Raw genomic sequence first — 14769 nt, 5'->3', positions numbered from 1 at the left:
CCTACGGGTGGGGCTCGATGATCGCCGTGATCGCCTCGATCTCGGCACTCGGGATGGAGAAATGCTCGGTGATCGCGACGGTCAGGAGGTCCCGACCGGTGTTCATGTCGAGCAGGAACCGAGCGACGACGTCGGTGCCCCACTCACGGAACTCGACGTCGCGGACGGCGCTGATCGGCCGATACTGCCCGCCGGTCTCGAGCATCGACCGGATCTCGTCACCGGACTCTCCTGTGCGCCGGCCGTTCTCGTAACGGTGGCAGTGCCTGGCGAGACGCACCTTGCTGGTGTCGTGGGTGACGAGAGAGTCGATGTACTCGCGGGCCATCGCGACCCGAGGACTGTCGGTCGGACCGCCGGTCTCCTCCGCAATGCCGGCGAGCAACGGCACCGCTAGGTCGCGTCGACAGATCAGCAGATCCGGTAGGTACGGATGAGGCTCGTTGTAGCGCAACGGAGTTCCGTCGATACGGGAGCAGTGCAGTCCCGCGGCGAGGGCGACGCCCACCGGTGCCGCCGAATCCCACTCCCACTGGCCGCCGGCATGCACGTACGCATCCGCGTCTCCCCGCAGGACGGCCATCGCCTTGGCGCCGGCCGAGCCCATCGGCTCGACCGTGCCGCCGACGCGTCGTGCGAGGGCGTCGACGAAGGCGGGCGGTCTGCTGTCGCTCACCAGGATCCGGGGATTGATCCGGTCGGACGGCACGGCCCGCGCGGTTCCGCTGACGTACACCTCGCCCCGCGCGGGCTGCGCCACTGCGGCCGCGGTGATGCCCGCCCCGCGCTCCCACAACGCGACGTGAACAGCCCAGTCGGATCGTCCGACCAGACCGTACTCACGGGAACCGTCGAGCGGGTCGATGATCCAGACCCGCTCGTTGTCGAGGCGGGCCGCATCGTCTGCAGACTCCTCCGACAGCACCGAGTCGGACGGACGTTCGGCGGCCAGCCCGTCCAGCAGCAGGACGTTGGCAGCCTTGTCGCCCCGTCGCCCCAGCTCCTTCGCGGCAGCCTTGTCGAGCGGGGTCTCCCCCAACTCCCGGACGCGCAGGTCCAGCAGGAGTTTGCCCGCCCGTTCGGCGAGGTCGGCTGCGAGTTCGACGTCGGTGCTCACAGGTTCAGATACTCCATGATCTTCGCTGCCTGTGCGACCGGGTCGCCGTCCTCGGGCCGCAGCACCAGTTCGGCGCGTTCGGGGGCTTCGTACGGGTCGTCGACGCCGGTGAAACCGGTGATCTCCCCCGCCCGGGCCCTGGCGTACATCCCCTTGGGGTCGCGCGCCTCGCACTGTTCGATCGGGGTGTCGACGAACACCTCGACGAACGGCAGCCCGGCCTCCTCGTGCAGTCGGCGGACCCGGTCGCGATCCGCGGCGTAGGGGCTGATGAGCGAGGCCACAGCGACCATGCCGGCGTCGGCGAGCAGCTGCGCGACGGCCCCGACGCGCCGGACGTTCTCCGCCCGGTCCTCGGCGCTGAACCCGAGGTCGGCGTTGAGTCCGTGTCGCAGGTTGTCGCCGTCGAGCCGGTACGCGGGAATCCCGGCGGCGACGAGTCGCCGTTCGAGTTCCACCGCGACCGTGGACTTCCCGGACGCCGACAGACCGGTGAGCCACACCGTCGACCCGCGGGTCGCGCGCTCGTCGCGGGACACGGCGGCCGAGTGCCAGACGACCTTCGATTCCTTGAGGGTCGGCCCGGTGATCATGCCGGCGGCGACGGTGTTGCCGGTCGTGTCGTCGACGAGGATGAAACTGCCGGTCACCCGGTTGCGTCGGTACGGGTCGAACAGCAGCGGCTGCTGCGTGCGCAGCTGGACGCGTCCGATCTCGTTGAGCGCGAGCGACCGTGCCGTTTCGTCCCGGTGCAGCGTGTTGACGTCGAGCCGGTAGTCGAGCCGCACCACCTGCGCCTTCGTCGCGCGGGTGGTGTGCAGGACGGTGTACCGCGCGTCGGGGCTCAGCGACGCCTGCTCGGTGAGCCAGCAGATCATCGCGTCGATCTCCTGGCCGACGAGCGGTCGATTGTTCGGCCTGCACAGGGTGTCGCCGCGGCTGACGTCGAGGTCGTCGGCCAGCTGTACGCACACCGCGGACGGTGCGAAGGCCTCCTTGACCTCCTCCCCACCCGGCCCCCAGATCGCGGAGATCGTCGAGGTGAAGCCCGACGGCAGCGCGACCACCTCGTCGCCCGGCTTGAAGACGCCGCTGGCGACGGTGCCCGCATAGCCGCGGAAGTCGTGCAGGTCGGCGTCCGTCTGCCGCTGCGGCCGGATCACGTACTGTACGGGCAGGCGCGCATCGATGAGGTTGCGGTCGGACGCGATGTGCACGTCCTCGAGGTGGTGCAGCAGCGACGAGCCCTCGTACCACGGCATGTTCTCGGTGCGGGTGACGATGTTGTCGCCCTTGAGTGCCGACACCGGGATGAACGTCAGGTCGTGGACGTCGAGTTTGGTCGCGAACTGTCCGAACTCGTCCTTGATCTCTTCGAACCGCTCCTGCGACCAGTCCACGAGATCCATCTTGTTCACGCACAGCACCAGGTGCGGGATCCCCAGCAGCGTCGACAGGAACGCGTGCCGGCGGGTCTGCTCGAGCACCCCCTTGCGGGCGTCGACGAGGATCAGCGCGAGGTCCGCGGTCGACGCTCCGGTGACCATGTTGCGGGTGTACTGCTCGTGCCCGGGGGTGTCGGCGATGATGAACTTGCGCTGCGGCGTCGCGAAGTAGCGGTGTGCGACGTCGATGGTGATGCCCTGCTCGCGCTCGGCGCGCAATCCGTCGGTGAGCAGCGCCAGGTCGGTGTACTCGGTGCCGCGCTCGCGACTGCTGCGTTCGACCGCCTCGAGCTGGTCCTCGAAGATCGACTTCGAGTCGTACAGCAGGCGTCCGATCAGCGTGGACTTGCCGTCGTCGACACTGCCCGCAGTGGCGACGCGGAGGAGTTGCTGGGTGTGGGCCATCAGAAGTACCCCTCCTTCTTGCGGTCTTCCATGCCGGCCTCGGAGATCCGGTCGTCGGCGCGGGTGGCGCCGCGTTCGGTGATGCGGCTGGCCGCGACCTCGGTGACGACCTCGGCGGCAGTGGCGGCCGACGATTCGACGCAGCCGGTGCACGTCGCGTCACCGACGGTGCGGAAACGTACGAGCTCGTCGCGTGGCTCCTCGCCGGGCAGCAGTGCCAGGAACCGGTTGTGCGCCAACAGCATTCCGTCCCGTTCGACGACCGGGCGGCGGTGCGCGTAGTAGATCGACGGCAGCTCGATCTCCTCCTCGAGTATGTACTGCCAGATGTCGAGTTCGGTCCAGTTCGACAGCGGGAAGACCCGGATGTGCTCACCGCGCCGGTGCCGCCCGTTGTAGAGGTTCCACAGTTCGGGCCGCTGCGCCTTGGGATCCCACTGTCCGAACTCGTCGCGGAAGCTGAAGACACGCTCCTTGGCTCGGGCCTTCTCCTCGTCGCGGCGCGCGCCGCCGAACACTGCGTCGAACTTGTTCTCCCGGATGCCGCGCAGCAGTGAGTGCGTCTGCAGGCGGTTGCGGCTGGCCCGCGGCCCGGTCTCGTCGACCACCCGCCCGGCCGCGATGTCGTCCTCGACGCTCGCGACCACCAGGCGCAGGCCGAGCCGCTCGACGGTCCGGTCGCGGAACTCGATGACCTCGTCGAAGTTGTGGCCGGTGTCGACGTGCATCACCGGGAATGGCAGCGGCGCCGGCCAGAACGCCTTGGCGGCGACGTGCAGCATCACCACGGAGTCCTTGCCGCCGGAGAACAGCAGGACGGGCCGTTCGAAGGTCGCGGCGACCTCACGGAAGATGTGGACCGCCTCGGCCTCGAGCGCCTGCAGGTGCGACAGCTCGTAGGTGGACGGGGATGCCAGGGGTGTCACGCGCGGCTCCTCGACGAGTTCACTGGTACATATTTGTACCGGGTCGGTTCGAAAACTGACTTCGAGCCGAGAATAGAACCTGTTCCACCCGCGGTCAATGGCTCGCCTGCTGCGACCAGGTCAGGAGGAGCGCACGGGACGCCGTCCGCCGACCTCCGCCGTCACCGCGTCCGCCGCGGCGACGAGCGCCGCACCGCGCCGGGCGATCTCGGCTCCGGTGATCGGTCCGCCCACGTCGAGCGTGAGGACCAGCGACTGGTGCCCGTCGGCGTCGTACACGGGCGCCGCGATCAGACTCACCGGGTAGTCGATGTCGGGCTCGGTTTCGCTGTGCAGGTAGACGCGCTCGCCGAGACTCGACACCATCTCGCCGATGAGCTCGCGCAGCTCGGTCGGCAGGTCCCGGCCCGCGACGCCGGCCATGAGCGAGAACAGCTTGCGTCCGACGGGTGTCAAGCGTTCGACGAGGTATCCGACCTCACGGCAGTCGTCGACGACTCGCCCGAGCAGTTCCCGATCGAGGACCACCGGCAGTGCGGGATCGCGCCGCAGCCACGCCTCGAGGTCGTCGTCGCTGTCCCAGATCACGTACATGAGCCCCACCGGCGGGGCGAACGGATACGCCTGACCGACACGGGCAGCCGTACGTCCCAGCGCCATTCCGGCCGGCGTGACGGTCTCGAGGATCATCACCTGGTCGCCGACCACCCCCGACGCCGTGCACACCGCACCGAACTCGGCGGCAACCCCGTCGAGCTGCGCCCGCGCGATCGTCCCGACGGCGAAGCCGCGCTGCGCCGCGCGCCCGGCGGCGATCAGCGCCGGCCCGAGCCCGTACGTCTTGGAGACCGGGTCTCGGGTGAGGTAGCCGGCGACGACCAACTCGGAGAGGATTCCCAGGCACGTGGGCTTGCTGATGGAGAGCGCACGCGCCAGTTCGGACAAACCGAAGCGCTGTTCTTCGCGGGCGACCAGGAAGTCGAGGATCTGGACCACCCGCTCCGTCGGTGGGGACCGACGCCCACTGGACTCGGACTCGGCGATGCCTGAGGTCATTGACCACTCCTTGAAACACGTTCTATCGTCTGACTCATCGCACGTTCTACCACCCAGGTACATATTTGTACCACTGGATCGAAGGAGCAAGGTGTGCTGACGGATCCACTGGCCGAGGCCATCGCCGAGGCCGAGAAGCTGGTCGAGAGCGCCCCCCACATCCGGTCCGAACAGGATCTGCTCGAGGGCATGCAGTACCTCGCCGGCGGAATCCTCGCGACCGTGCATGCGGCATGGGCCACCGAGAAGACCCATCCGAGCTTCATCCAGGGCACCGGCCCGTTCACGAAGATGGGGCTGGACAACCCCGACACTCTGTACTTCGGTGCCCGCATCAACGACGACGCCGAGTACATCGTCACCGGCACCCGCGGCACCACCGCGGACCTGAGCTTCCAGGTCCTCAGCGGCAACTACACCAACGCGAACGTCCCGGGCAGCGAGATCGCCTTCGACGACCGGGAACTGCACATCGAGGACGACGGCACGTTCGTCGCCACGTTCGGTCCCGGCCCCGCCGACGGCCGCCGCAACCACTTCACGCTGGCGCCGGGCTCGAGCCAGCTGGTGGTGCGCGAGGTCTACAGCGACTGGAGCCAGCAGCGCGGGACCATCCGCATCGAGCGCGCCGACCGGATCGGCGTCCCGGTGCCGCCGCTCACGCGCGAGGAGACGGAGAAGCGTTTCGCTCGCGCCGGTAAGGCGCTGGTCAGTCGCGTGAAGACGTGGCTGCAGTTCCCGCAGTGGTTCTATGACAACCTGCCAGTCAACACCATGACCGCGCCGCGGCTCACTCCGGGCGGACTGGCGACGCAGTACTCGTCGGTGGGCCATTACGACCTCGCGGACGACGAGGCGATGATCATCACCGTCCCGAAATCGGATGCTCCGTACCAGGGCTTCCAGCTGGGTAGCCTCTGGTACATCTCGCTCGACTACATCAGCCACCAGACGTCACTGAACAATGCTCAGGCACAGGTGGATCCGGACGGCATGATCCGGATGGTACTCAGCGAGCGGAACCCGGGCGTGACCAACTGGCTGGAGGCTCTCGGTCACCCGCGCGGCTACCTGCAGTTCCGGTGGCAGCGGACGTCCCGGGAGTTCACGGCCGAGGACGGACCGACCGTCGAGGTCGTCAAGTTCGACGAGGTCGCCGCGAAACTGCCTTTCCACGAACACAACAAGATCACGCCGGAGGATTTCGCCGCCCGCATCGCGGAGCGGCAGGCCGCCGTCGCCGACCGGATGCTGGGATAAGACATGACAAATCTGCTCCAGGACAAGGTAATCGTCATCTCGGGCGTCGGGCCGGCGCTCGGTCGCACGCTCGCGCTGCGCTGCGCCGAGGCCGGCGCCGATCTGGTGCTCGCCGCACGCACCCAGTCGCGTCTGGACGAGGTGGCCAAAGAGGTGACCGACCTGGGACGCCGCGCGGTGACCGTCTCGACCGACATCACCGACGACGCCTCGGCCGCCCACCTGCTGTCCGCCACCACCGACGCGTTCGGCCGGGTCGACGGCCTGATCAACAACGCGTTCTCCGTGCCGTCGATGAAGCCGTTCGGCAGCACCGACTTCCAGCACATCCGCGACGCGATCGAGCTGACCGTGCTCGGCGCGCTGCGCCTGACCCAGCTGTTCACGCCGGCCCTCGCCGAGTCCCAGGGCGCGGTCGTGAACGTGAACTCGATGGTGCTGCGGCACTCGCAGGAGCGCTACGGCAGCTACAAACTCGCCAAGTCGGCGCTGCTGGCGATGTCGCAGTCGCTGGCCACCGAACTCGGTCCGCAGGGCATCCGCGTCAACTCCGTCGCCCCCGGCTACATCTGGGGCGACACCTTGAAGAAGTACTTCGAGCACCAGGCGGAGAAGTTCGGCATCACCGTCGACCAGATCTACGAGCACACCGCGGCCAACAGCGACCTCAAGCGCCTGCCGACCACCGACGAGGTCGCGAACGCGGTGATCTTCCTGGCCTCACCGATGGCCAGCGCCATCACCGGCCAGTGTCTCGACGTCAACTGCGGCGAGTTCCACCACTAGAGCTCGGCCCCTGAAGGAGCACCATGACTGAACGCACTTCCGTCGGCACCGTCGAGGACCTGCACGCATCCGCTACCCGGATGACCGGACTCGACGACTTCGGTACCGACGACTACACCGAGGCGCTCGGAGTCCTGCTCGACTCGTACGCACGAGACGAGGACCTGACGCCGTTCGGCAGCAAGATCTCTCGCGTCTTCCTGCGCGGCGCACTCGTTGCCCGCCTGCTCAGCGAGGCCGCGTGGAAACAGTTCCCCGAGCACGCCGACGTGCCGATCGAACGACCGATCTTCGTCACCGGCCTGCCGCGCACCGGCACCACGGCGCTGCACCGCCTGCTCACCGTGGACCCGGGACACCAGGGGCTGGAGATGTGGCTGACGGAGATGCCACAGCCACGCCCGCCGCGGGACACCTGGGAATCCAACCCGGTGTTCCAGGCGATCGAGCAGCAGTTCGGCCAGCATCACATCGACCACCCCGAGTTCATGGGTGTGCACTACATGTCGGCGGGCGAGGTCGAGGAGTGCTGGCAGCTGCTGCGTCAGACCTTCAAGTCGGTGTCGTACGAGTGCCTGGCGAACCTGCCGACCTATTCGACGTGGCTCGAGGGGCAGGACTGGACCAACGCGTACGCGCGGCACAAGAAGAACCTGCAGCTGATCGGGCTGCCGGATCAGGATCGGCGGTGGGTGCTGAAGAACCCGAGCCATCTGTTCGCGCTCGACGAACTGATGGCGGTCTATCCGGACGCCCTGGTGATCCAGACCCATCGCCCGCCGCGGACCATCGTGCCTTCGGTGTGCAGCCTGGCCGAGCAGGCCACCGAGGGCTGGTCGAACAAGTTCCGTGGCGAGGTGATCGGCCGCAGCCAGCTCGACCTGTGGGCCCGCGGGCTCGAGGACTTCACCGCCGCGCGCGGGAAGTACGACCCGGCCCAGTTCGTCGACGTCGACTACAACGACTTCGTCGGCGATCCACTCGGGACCGTCGAGAAGGTCTACTCACACTTCTCGATCCCCATGACCGAGCAGGCGCGCCGGGCGATGGAGGACATGCATGCCGAGAGCCGCTCGGGCAGCCGGAAGCCGGCGCACAAGTACACGCTCGAGGAGTACGGACTGACAGCCGAGGAAGTCGACGAGCGGTTCGGCGACTACTCCGGCGGCTGAACCGAGAAAGAGTCTCACCCACCGAGACCGATGTGTGACCGACACCACATTCAGGGCTAGTTTTCCTTTCAAGGGGACTGCAACGGCGCAGCCCCCTGTCAGAGAGGCCCGATCCGAATGTTCCTGCACGCAAGACGATTCGATTCCGAACAGGACCGCCTTCCGGACGGCATGCGCAGCTCGCCCGGAACCTCGACCGCAGTCGACCTCGCCGCCGCGGGATACACCGAACAGGAGTTCTTCCTGAGCGGTACCGCGACGGCGTATCGCGAGGACGGCAGGTGGGATTCGGACGGCCACTGGTCGGTCGCGGAGGCCGGCCAGGCGCCGTACCGAACCCGCCTGCTGGTGCGGGTGCCGTCGGACCGCAGCCGGTTCAACGGCACCGTCGTGGTCGAATGGCTCAACGTGAGTGGCAACGTCGATGTGGACGTCGACTTCGGCTACATGCACTCGGAGTTGCTGCAGGGCTACGCGTGGGTGGGGGTGTCCGCGCAGGCCGCCGGCGTCAACAGCACCGGCGGCAGCCCGCTGGGCCCGAACGTGGTGGGGCTCAAGGCGTGGGATCCGCAGCGATACGGACCCCTGCACCACCCCGGCGACGCCTACTCCTACGACATCTTCTCGCAGGCGGGGGCCGCACTCCGGGCACCGCGCGGTGCGGACCCGCTCGCGGGGCTGGTGGTCGAGCGACTGCTTGCGGTCGGCCAGTCCCAGTCCGCGATGCGAATGCTGACCTACGCCAACGCCATCCATCCTCTCGCCCGGGTGTTCGACGGCATGTTCGTGCACAGCCGCGCCGGTTTCGGTGCGCCGATCGGCGCCGGCACGGGCCTGCCGAAGCTCGACGGCCCGGACGGGCCACGGGTGGTGTCGCCGGCGCGCGTGCGCACGGATCTCGACGTGCCGGTCTTCCAGGTGGTCACCGAGACGGAGCTCTTCGAGCTCGGCGGCGGTCCCGGCCCGGGGTCGTTCGTCGCCGCCCGCCAGCCCGACAGCGAGCGGATCCGAACCTGGGAGATCGCGGGCACGGCACACTCCGACGCCCACGCCCTGCGAATCCTGTACCCGCAGTACACCGCCCAGTTCGGAACGATCAGGGATCTCGGAGCGCTGATTCCGCTGGTGAACGACGGTCCGCAGGCCGCGGTGGTGGCAGCTGCGCTGCGTTCGCTCAACACGTGGGTCGCGGACGGGACCGCTCCCCCGTCGGCGGATCCGATCGACACCACGGACACGGCCATCGTGCGTGACGAGTTCGGCAATGCCCGCGGCGGAGTGCGCACTCCTCACGTCGATGTGCCCGTCGCCTCGCTGACCGGCGAGACCGTCCACGTCCCGAACAACGGCGCGACCACCCCACTCGGAGCCGACGTCCTGGCCTCGCTGTATCCGGACCAGGACACCTACGTGACGAAGTTCGCGGAGGCCACCGAGCGCTCCGTCGCGCGGGGATTCCTGCGCTTCGAGGACGGCCGAGCGCTCGTGTCCGCCGCGCGCGGCAACCATGTCGGAGGCTGAGAATCGCGCACGCGGAGTTGCCCGCAACCGCCGTCCTGGACAAACGTCCAACGCCTTCTTCGTAAAGTGCACAAACCGACCACTCTCCTGCTAGCTTTACCGCCAGTGGCGTCGGGCCACATCCACCACCACCCCAGAGGACTGAAACATGGGTTCGTTCAGCACGATCAGCGCCGTCATCGACATCGTCAAGACCATCCTCCCCCTCATCGAGCAGCTCAGCTCGATGAGCTGACTCGACGCACTTCGACGGGCCGGATTCATCGATCCGGCCCGTCGTGCGTCGACAGGGCTTCCGCCCGCCGGGAAGCGACTCGCGTCACAACGGCGCGATCCGCCATCGTCGGTGCATGACTGTCGACGAGACACCCCCATCGCCGGCCCACGGCGGGGCGCCGACAGCCCCACCCACCGGTGGGGCCAGGGCAGGACTGGGCACGATCGTGGCGCTCGGCACCATGACGGCGCTGGGCCCCTTCGCGATCGACATGTACCTGCCCGCGCTCCCCGACATCGCGGCCGCACTCGACTCGACCGCGTCGGGGGCCCAACTCACGATCACCGGCACTCTCGTCGGACTGGCGCTCGGACAGCTGGTCATCGGGCCGCTCTCGGACAGTCTGGGCCGCAAGCGTCCTCTCGTCGCCGGCATCGCGCTGCACGTCGCCAGTTCGCTCGTCGCCGTGTTCGCCACGAGCATCGCGATGCTCGGCGCAGTACGCGTCCTCCAGGGCGTCGGAGCGGCCGCGGCCGCCGTCGTGACGATGGCGATGGTGCGGGACCTGTTCTCCGACAGGGCCGTCGCCGTCGTCATCTCACGCCTGATGCTGGTCCTCGGCGTCGCGCCGGTGATCGCGCCCAGCGTGGGCGGGGCGCTGCTGGTCGCCCTGGACTGGCGTGGGATCTTCGTGGTCCTCGCGCTCGTCGGGGTTTCCATCGCACTGGTCGCCGTCCTCGCGCTACCGGAAACCCTTCCGCGCGAGCGGCGTCGGCCGGGCGGACTGCTGCCGGTGGTGCGCACCTACCGGGCGCTGCTGCGCGACCGCACCTTCGTAGCGCTCACCTTCGCGTCGAGCATCGTGATGGCCGCCCTCTTCGCCTACGTCTCCGGCGCCCCGTTCGTGTACCAGGACCAGTTCGGCCTCGATCAGCAGCAGTTCGCGATCGTCTTCAGCGCGGGCGCCTTCTCGATGATCGGTGCGACGCAGCTCAATGTGCGGTTGCTGCGCCGCTGGTCGCCCCAGCAGATCGTGCAGGCCTCGCTCACGGCCGCCGTCACGTTCGGCATCGTCGCCGTCGTTGTGGCCCACTTCCAGATCGGCGGCCTGCCCGGCTTCGTCGCCGCACTGTGGATCATGCTGGGCGCCGTGTGCTTCGTGCTCCCCAACGCCCCCGCGCTCGCGCTGACCCGCCACGGCGAGGCCGCGGGAACCGCAGCGGCCCTGCTCGGTTCGATGCAGTACGCCGTCGGCGCCGTGGTCGCTCCCCTGGTCGGGCTGTTGGGAAACACCGACACCGCCCTCTTGGCGAGCATGACCGTGTGCCTCGCCGTCGCCCTGGTCACCATGTTCGCGGCGGCGCGGACGTCGTAGCGATCAGCGGCGGCGCAGCGAGAGGATGGCGCTGGACGCGGTCGCGGCGAGCGCGAAGACGACGGCTCCGATCGCGAATCCGGTGGTGCCGAATCCCAGTGCACCGAGGACCGCGGTACCGACGGCCGTGCCTACGTACATCGCGGAGTTGTTCCACGACACCGCGCCGGCGCGGCGTTCCGCGAGTTCCGTCGTCAGCAGTACCTGACCGGTGCTGAAGAACGCCGAGCCCGCTGCGAACGCGAGCATGAATCCCACGATGCTCGCCCAGCTCGTCGGCGCGAACACCGCGAGGGCCAGAGCCGCGGCGAGCAGCCCGCCCCAGCCGATGCAGAGCACCGACTCGGCTCGACCGGCGGCTCGCCACCGGTCGACCAGGGGGCCGGCGACGAGGGAACCCGAGAAGGATCCGATGCCGACCAGCGCCCCGACGAATCCGAGAGTTTCGGTGCTGAGCCCGAAGCGGGTCGCGAAGAGCGCGCCCGCGAACGCGTACGTGCCCAGGCGGGCCGCCTGCGCGAAGAGGTTTCCGAACATGATCAACCGGAAGGTCCGGTTTCCCCACAACCGGAACGACGTCGCGAGGGCCGTGCGGGCGCCGTCCGGACGCACCACCGTGCGCTCGGGCTCCCGGAGGCGCACGGCGATGGAGACTCCGACACCGACGAGCACGAGGGCGACTCCGGCGAAAGCCCACCGCCAGTCGAGGCTCGCGGCGACGAGCGTGCCCAACGGCACCCCGACGATCTGACCGCCCGCGTACGCCGCGGCGCCACGCGAGATGGCCCGGCCGCGTTCCCGCGGCACCGCCGTCTCGGCCAGGAACGCCCAGATCGCGGGACCCATCAGGGCGCCGCCGACGCCGCCGACCATGCGCGCCCCCACCAGGAACGTCAGCGTGGGCGCGACCACGCAGAGCACCTCCCCGAGAACCATCACCGCGACCCCGGCGAGGATGACGCGTCGGCGCGCCACGTGCTCGGCGAGCGCACCGAGCAGAGGACTCGCCACCGCGTACGTGAGCCCGTAGGCCGTCACCACCAGCGCCGTCGCCGGAATACTGGTCCCGAGGTCGTCGGCGATGGTCGGGAGCAGCGGAGAGATGAGGAACAGCTCGCCGCCCATGAGGAAGAAGATCGCGTGCAGCAACGAGTGCTGCCCCCACGGGGTTCGGGTGGGCACTGCCGGCTCGACTCGGGGCGAGCCGGACTCGCTCGTATGCTGCGCCATGACGTCAGACGTTAGCCGCGGTCACGACCGGACCACGTATCGGGAACCGGTCACCGGAAGTACCGTGCCGGGTACGCGGGCCGGTCGGGCCTGCATGGGATGATCGGGGCATGCCGTCGCCGTCACCCCTGCCTCTGGACCCGATCGAGGAAGCGCACCGTCAGTGGACCGAGCACGGCTGGGGTGCCGTCGCCGACGGAATGGCCGCAGTGACGTCGGTGGTGCGCGCGCAGCAGATCATGATGGCGCGGGTCGACGAGGCCCTCAAGCCTTTCGGACTCACGTTCTCGCGGTACGAGTTGCTGACGCTGCTCACCTTCACCCGCAGCGGCGCGCTGCCGATGGCGAAGGCGAGCGCCCGCCTGCAGGTGCACCCGACCAGCGTCACCAACGCGGTCGATCGCCTCGAGAACGCGGGCCTGGTTCGCCGCGTCCCCCACCCCACCGACCGCCGGGCGACCCTGATCGAGATCACCGACGACGGGCGGGACATCTCACGACGAGCGACCGAGGCGCTCAACGAGAAGGTGTTCGCCGACCCCGGCCTTTCCCCCGACAAGCTGGACTCACTGGTGCGCATCCTCACCGAACTGCGTTCGAAAGCAGGCGATTTCGACACCGGCGACCGGCCGGGCCGGTGGCACTGACGCCGTCGGTCGACCAGCCCGCGGCGCCCGACCCGATCGCCTGGGCGGCTAATGCAGGAGCTCGCCCGCGATCTGCTCGATCCTGACGACGCCCTCGAACAGGTCCTCGCCGATCGCCTCCCGCAGCCGGGCCTCGATATCTGCAGCCAGTTCGTCCGCCTCGTCGACCGTCTTCGCGCCGAGCGCGGTCAGACGCACCTCGACGAGCTTCTGATGCATGGGGGACGCGCGACGGCTGACGAGCCCTTTGCCCTCGAGCGTCGACAGCATCGTCGCCAGCGACTGCGGCGTCCCCAGTCCGGCACGCGCGAGCTGCGCGGCCGAACTCGGCTCCAGGTGCTTGACCGCCAGAAGCGTCGAGTACTGCGGCACAGTGATTCCGAGCGGACGAAGCGCAGCCGCCTTCGCGTCGATGATCATCCGCGCGATGTGCCGGATACGCGTGCCGATCCGGTCGTCGAGCACCTCGGACAGGCGATCGATGGCAGCGTCCTCCGTCAACTACTCCACTCCTCCGCGTCCACCTTCTCGGTCTCGACAGAGTACTGCGACTCCCCGCTGCGCCCACATCTGGACGCAAGAGTGAACGAATCATTAATCAAGAACGTACACATAGACATGACAGAATGTTGTTATGGTTCGTCCACCGGCACCGAGTCGGAGTCGCGGGGCAGCGACCGAGGGAGGGCGAACAGATGAACCGACGAGGGGTCCACGCCACGGACACGCGCGCAAACGGCACAGATCTCAGCTTCGAGGGAACGAAGCGGGAGGTCGTCACCGACGCAGGCGTGTTGCGCTACCACGAGGCGGGCGACGGACCGCCATTGCTGTTGCTGCACGGTTCCGGAATCGGCGTGAGCGGTTGGCGTAACTACAGAGGGAACCTGGCTGTGTTCGCCGAGCACTTCCACTGCTACGTGCTCGAGTTTCCCGGCTTCGGAATCAGCGATCCTGTCGAAGGACATCCCGTCCGCGCCGCAACCGAGTCGGTGCCGCGGTTCATGGACGCCCTCGGGATCGAATCCGCCGCGATCATCGGCAATTCGATGGGCGGAGTCGTCGGTGCGCAGGTGGCGATGCAGCATCCCGCGCGGGTCGAGAAGCTGATCACGATCGGCGGAGTGGGCCCCAACATCTTCAGCCAGGCTCCGAGTGAAGGCACCCGCCTGCTCCGGGACTTCGCCGACGACCCCAGTCGCGAGAAGCTGGTGCGGTGGCTCGACTGCATGGTCTACGACCCCGCGCTGGTCACGGACGAGCGCGTCGACGAGCGCTGGGAGGCGGCGATGGCTCCCTCCTCCCACGAGACGCTCGCCGCGATGTACGGCTCCGCAGCGGGCGCCGCCCAGCAGCGGGCACTCGAGGCGTCCGAGGCCCCGCCGTACTGGTCGATGATGCGGAAGATCCAGTGCCCCACGTTGTTCACATGGGGCCTCGACGACCGGCAGTGCCCGCCGGATATGCCCCTCGTTCCGCTACGGCTTGTGCCGCATGCCGAATTGCACGTCTTTCCCAACTGCGGGCACTGGGTGATGGTGGAGGCCGAAGAGGCGTTCGAGCGGGTGGCGCTCGAGTTCCTCCTCCGCTGAGAACTTTTCGGCCCCTGCCA

General features: G+C 68.5%; 13 protein-coding genes. 7 read left to right on the top strand and 6 right to left on the bottom strand.

The features are described 5' to 3' along the window. Position 1: 1 nt before the first annotated feature. The 4 genes from C7H75_RS09645 to C7H75_RS09630 all read right to left on the bottom strand — a co-directional run bounded on the left by C7H75_RS09645 (position 2) and on the right by C7H75_RS09630 (position 4949). Positions 2–1117: a 3'(2'),5'-bisphosphate nucleotidase CysQ gene (locus tag C7H75_RS09645; protein WP_013415621.1), complete on the bottom strand. Its 1116-nt coding sequence runs from the start codon at positions 1115–1117 to the stop codon at positions 2–4. Beyond that, complete coding sequence (gene cysC / locus C7H75_RS09640; protein WP_005514040.1) at positions 1114–2967, bottom strand: adenylyl-sulfate kinase; 1854 nt, start codon at positions 2965–2967, stop codon at positions 1114–1116. The genes C7H75_RS09645 and cysC overlap by 4 nt, the downstream gene beginning before the upstream one ends. After that, positions 2967–3893 carry a sulfate adenylyltransferase subunit CysD gene (cysD, locus tag C7H75_RS09635; protein ID WP_069855958.1) on the bottom strand — a complete coding sequence of 309 codons (927 nt, stop codon included), beginning with the start codon at positions 3891–3893 and terminating at the stop codon, positions 2967–2969. The genes cysC and cysD overlap by 1 nt, the downstream gene beginning before the upstream one ends. 120 nt (positions 3894–4013) lie before the next feature. Next, positions 4014–4949, bottom strand: coding sequence for an IclR family transcriptional regulator (locus tag C7H75_RS09630; RefSeq protein WP_084924745.1), 936 nt, complete (start codon positions 4947–4949; stop codon positions 4014–4016). 93 nt (positions 4950–5042) lie between these two features. On the opposite strand from C7H75_RS09630, the gene C7H75_RS09625 reads away from it, so the two are divergent. From C7H75_RS09625 to C7H75_RS09605, 5 genes are all read left to right on the top strand, one after another. Next, positions 5043–6209, top strand: a complete 1167-nt coding sequence (locus C7H75_RS09625; RefSeq protein ID WP_084867431.1) for a hypothetical protein — start codon at positions 5043–5045, stop codon at positions 6207–6209. Between the two features lie 3 nt (positions 6210–6212). Further along, complete coding sequence (locus C7H75_RS09620) at positions 6213–6995, top strand: SDR family oxidoreductase (RefSeq protein ID WP_005514044.1); 783 nt, start codon at positions 6213–6215, stop codon at positions 6993–6995. A 23-nt stretch (positions 6996–7018) separates the two neighbouring features. Continuing rightward, entirely contained in the window at positions 7019–8167 is a 1149-nt protein-coding gene (locus C7H75_RS09615; protein ID WP_005514045.1) for a sulfotransferase family protein, read from the top strand. A gap of 117 nt (positions 8168–8284) precedes the next feature. After that, entirely contained in the window at positions 8285–9688 is a 1404-nt protein-coding gene (locus C7H75_RS09610; RefSeq protein WP_106851289.1) for an alpha/beta hydrolase domain-containing protein, read from the top strand. Between the two features lie 350 nt (positions 9689–10038). Further along, positions 10039–11280 carry a multidrug effflux MFS transporter gene (locus C7H75_RS09605; RefSeq protein WP_233281893.1) on the top strand — a complete coding sequence of 414 codons (1242 nt, stop codon included), beginning with the start codon at positions 10039–10041 and terminating at the stop codon, positions 11278–11280. Between the two features lie 3 nt (positions 11281–11283). Here C7H75_RS09605 and C7H75_RS09600 read toward each other — a convergent pair whose 3' ends face one another. Then, positions 11284–12510: an MFS transporter gene (locus tag C7H75_RS09600; RefSeq protein WP_044990766.1), complete on the bottom strand. Its 1227-nt coding sequence runs from the start codon at positions 12508–12510 to the stop codon at positions 11284–11286. 110 nt (positions 12511–12620) lie between these two features. Between C7H75_RS09600 and C7H75_RS09595 the strand changes: the two genes are divergently transcribed. Then, positions 12621–13157 (top strand): MarR family winged helix-turn-helix transcriptional regulator, encoded by a 537-nt coding sequence (locus C7H75_RS09595; protein WP_005514056.1) that lies wholly within the window; start codon positions 12621–12623, stop codon positions 13155–13157. 48 nt (positions 13158–13205) lie between these two features. Here the strand turns inward: C7H75_RS09595 and C7H75_RS09590 are convergent, their stop codons facing one another. Then, complete coding sequence (locus C7H75_RS09590) at positions 13206–13658, bottom strand: MarR family winged helix-turn-helix transcriptional regulator (RefSeq protein ID WP_013415613.1); 453 nt, start codon at positions 13656–13658, stop codon at positions 13206–13208. Between the two features lie 194 nt (positions 13659–13852). On the opposite strand from C7H75_RS09590, the gene C7H75_RS09585 reads away from it, so the two are divergent. After that, positions 13853–14749, top strand: a complete 897-nt coding sequence (locus C7H75_RS09585) for an alpha/beta fold hydrolase (RefSeq protein ID WP_106851287.1) — start codon at positions 13853–13855, stop codon at positions 14747–14749. The last annotated feature ends 20 nt before the right edge of the window (positions 14750–14769 follow it).

It is taken from the genome of Rhodococcus (subgen. Prescottella) equi, assembly GCF_003013675.1.
GTDB classification, from domain to species: domain Bacteria; phylum Actinomycetota; class Actinomycetes; order Mycobacteriales; family Mycobacteriaceae; genus Prescottella; species Prescottella equi.
The sequence above is the reverse complement of the archived record's forward strand: the minus strand, read 5'-3'. Positions and strand labels throughout refer to the sequence as shown.

Coding starts and splice junctions, on each gene's coding strand:
- C7H75_RS09630 (WP_084924745.1), bottom strand. CDS start 4,949: ATGACCTCAGGCATCGCCGAGTCCGAGTCCAGTGGGCGTCGGTCCCCA.
- C7H75_RS09585 (WP_106851287.1), top strand. CDS start 13,853: ATGAACCGACGAGGGGTCCACGCCACGGACACGCGCGCAAACGGCACA.
- C7H75_RS09605 (WP_233281893.1), top strand. CDS start 10,039: ATGACTGTCGACGAGACACCCCCATCGCCGGCCCACGGCGGGGCGCCG.
- C7H75_RS09595 (WP_005514056.1), top strand. CDS start 12,621: ATGCCGTCGCCGTCACCCCTGCCTCTGGACCCGATCGAGGAAGCGCAC.
- C7H75_RS09615 (WP_005514045.1), top strand. CDS start 7,019: ATGACTGAACGCACTTCCGTCGGCACCGTCGAGGACCTGCACGCATCC.
- cysC (WP_005514040.1), bottom strand. CDS start 2,967: ATGGCCCACACCCAGCAACTCCTCCGCGTCGCCACTGCGGGCAGTGTC.
- C7H75_RS09610 (WP_106851289.1), top strand. CDS start 8,285: ATGTTCCTGCACGCAAGACGATTCGATTCCGAACAGGACCGCCTTCCG.
- C7H75_RS09600 (WP_044990766.1), bottom strand. CDS start 12,510: ATGGCGCAGCATACGAGCGAGTCCGGCTCGCCCCGAGTCGAGCCGGCA.
- C7H75_RS09620 (WP_005514044.1), top strand. CDS start 6,213: ATGACAAATCTGCTCCAGGACAAGGTAATCGTCATCTCGGGCGTCGGG.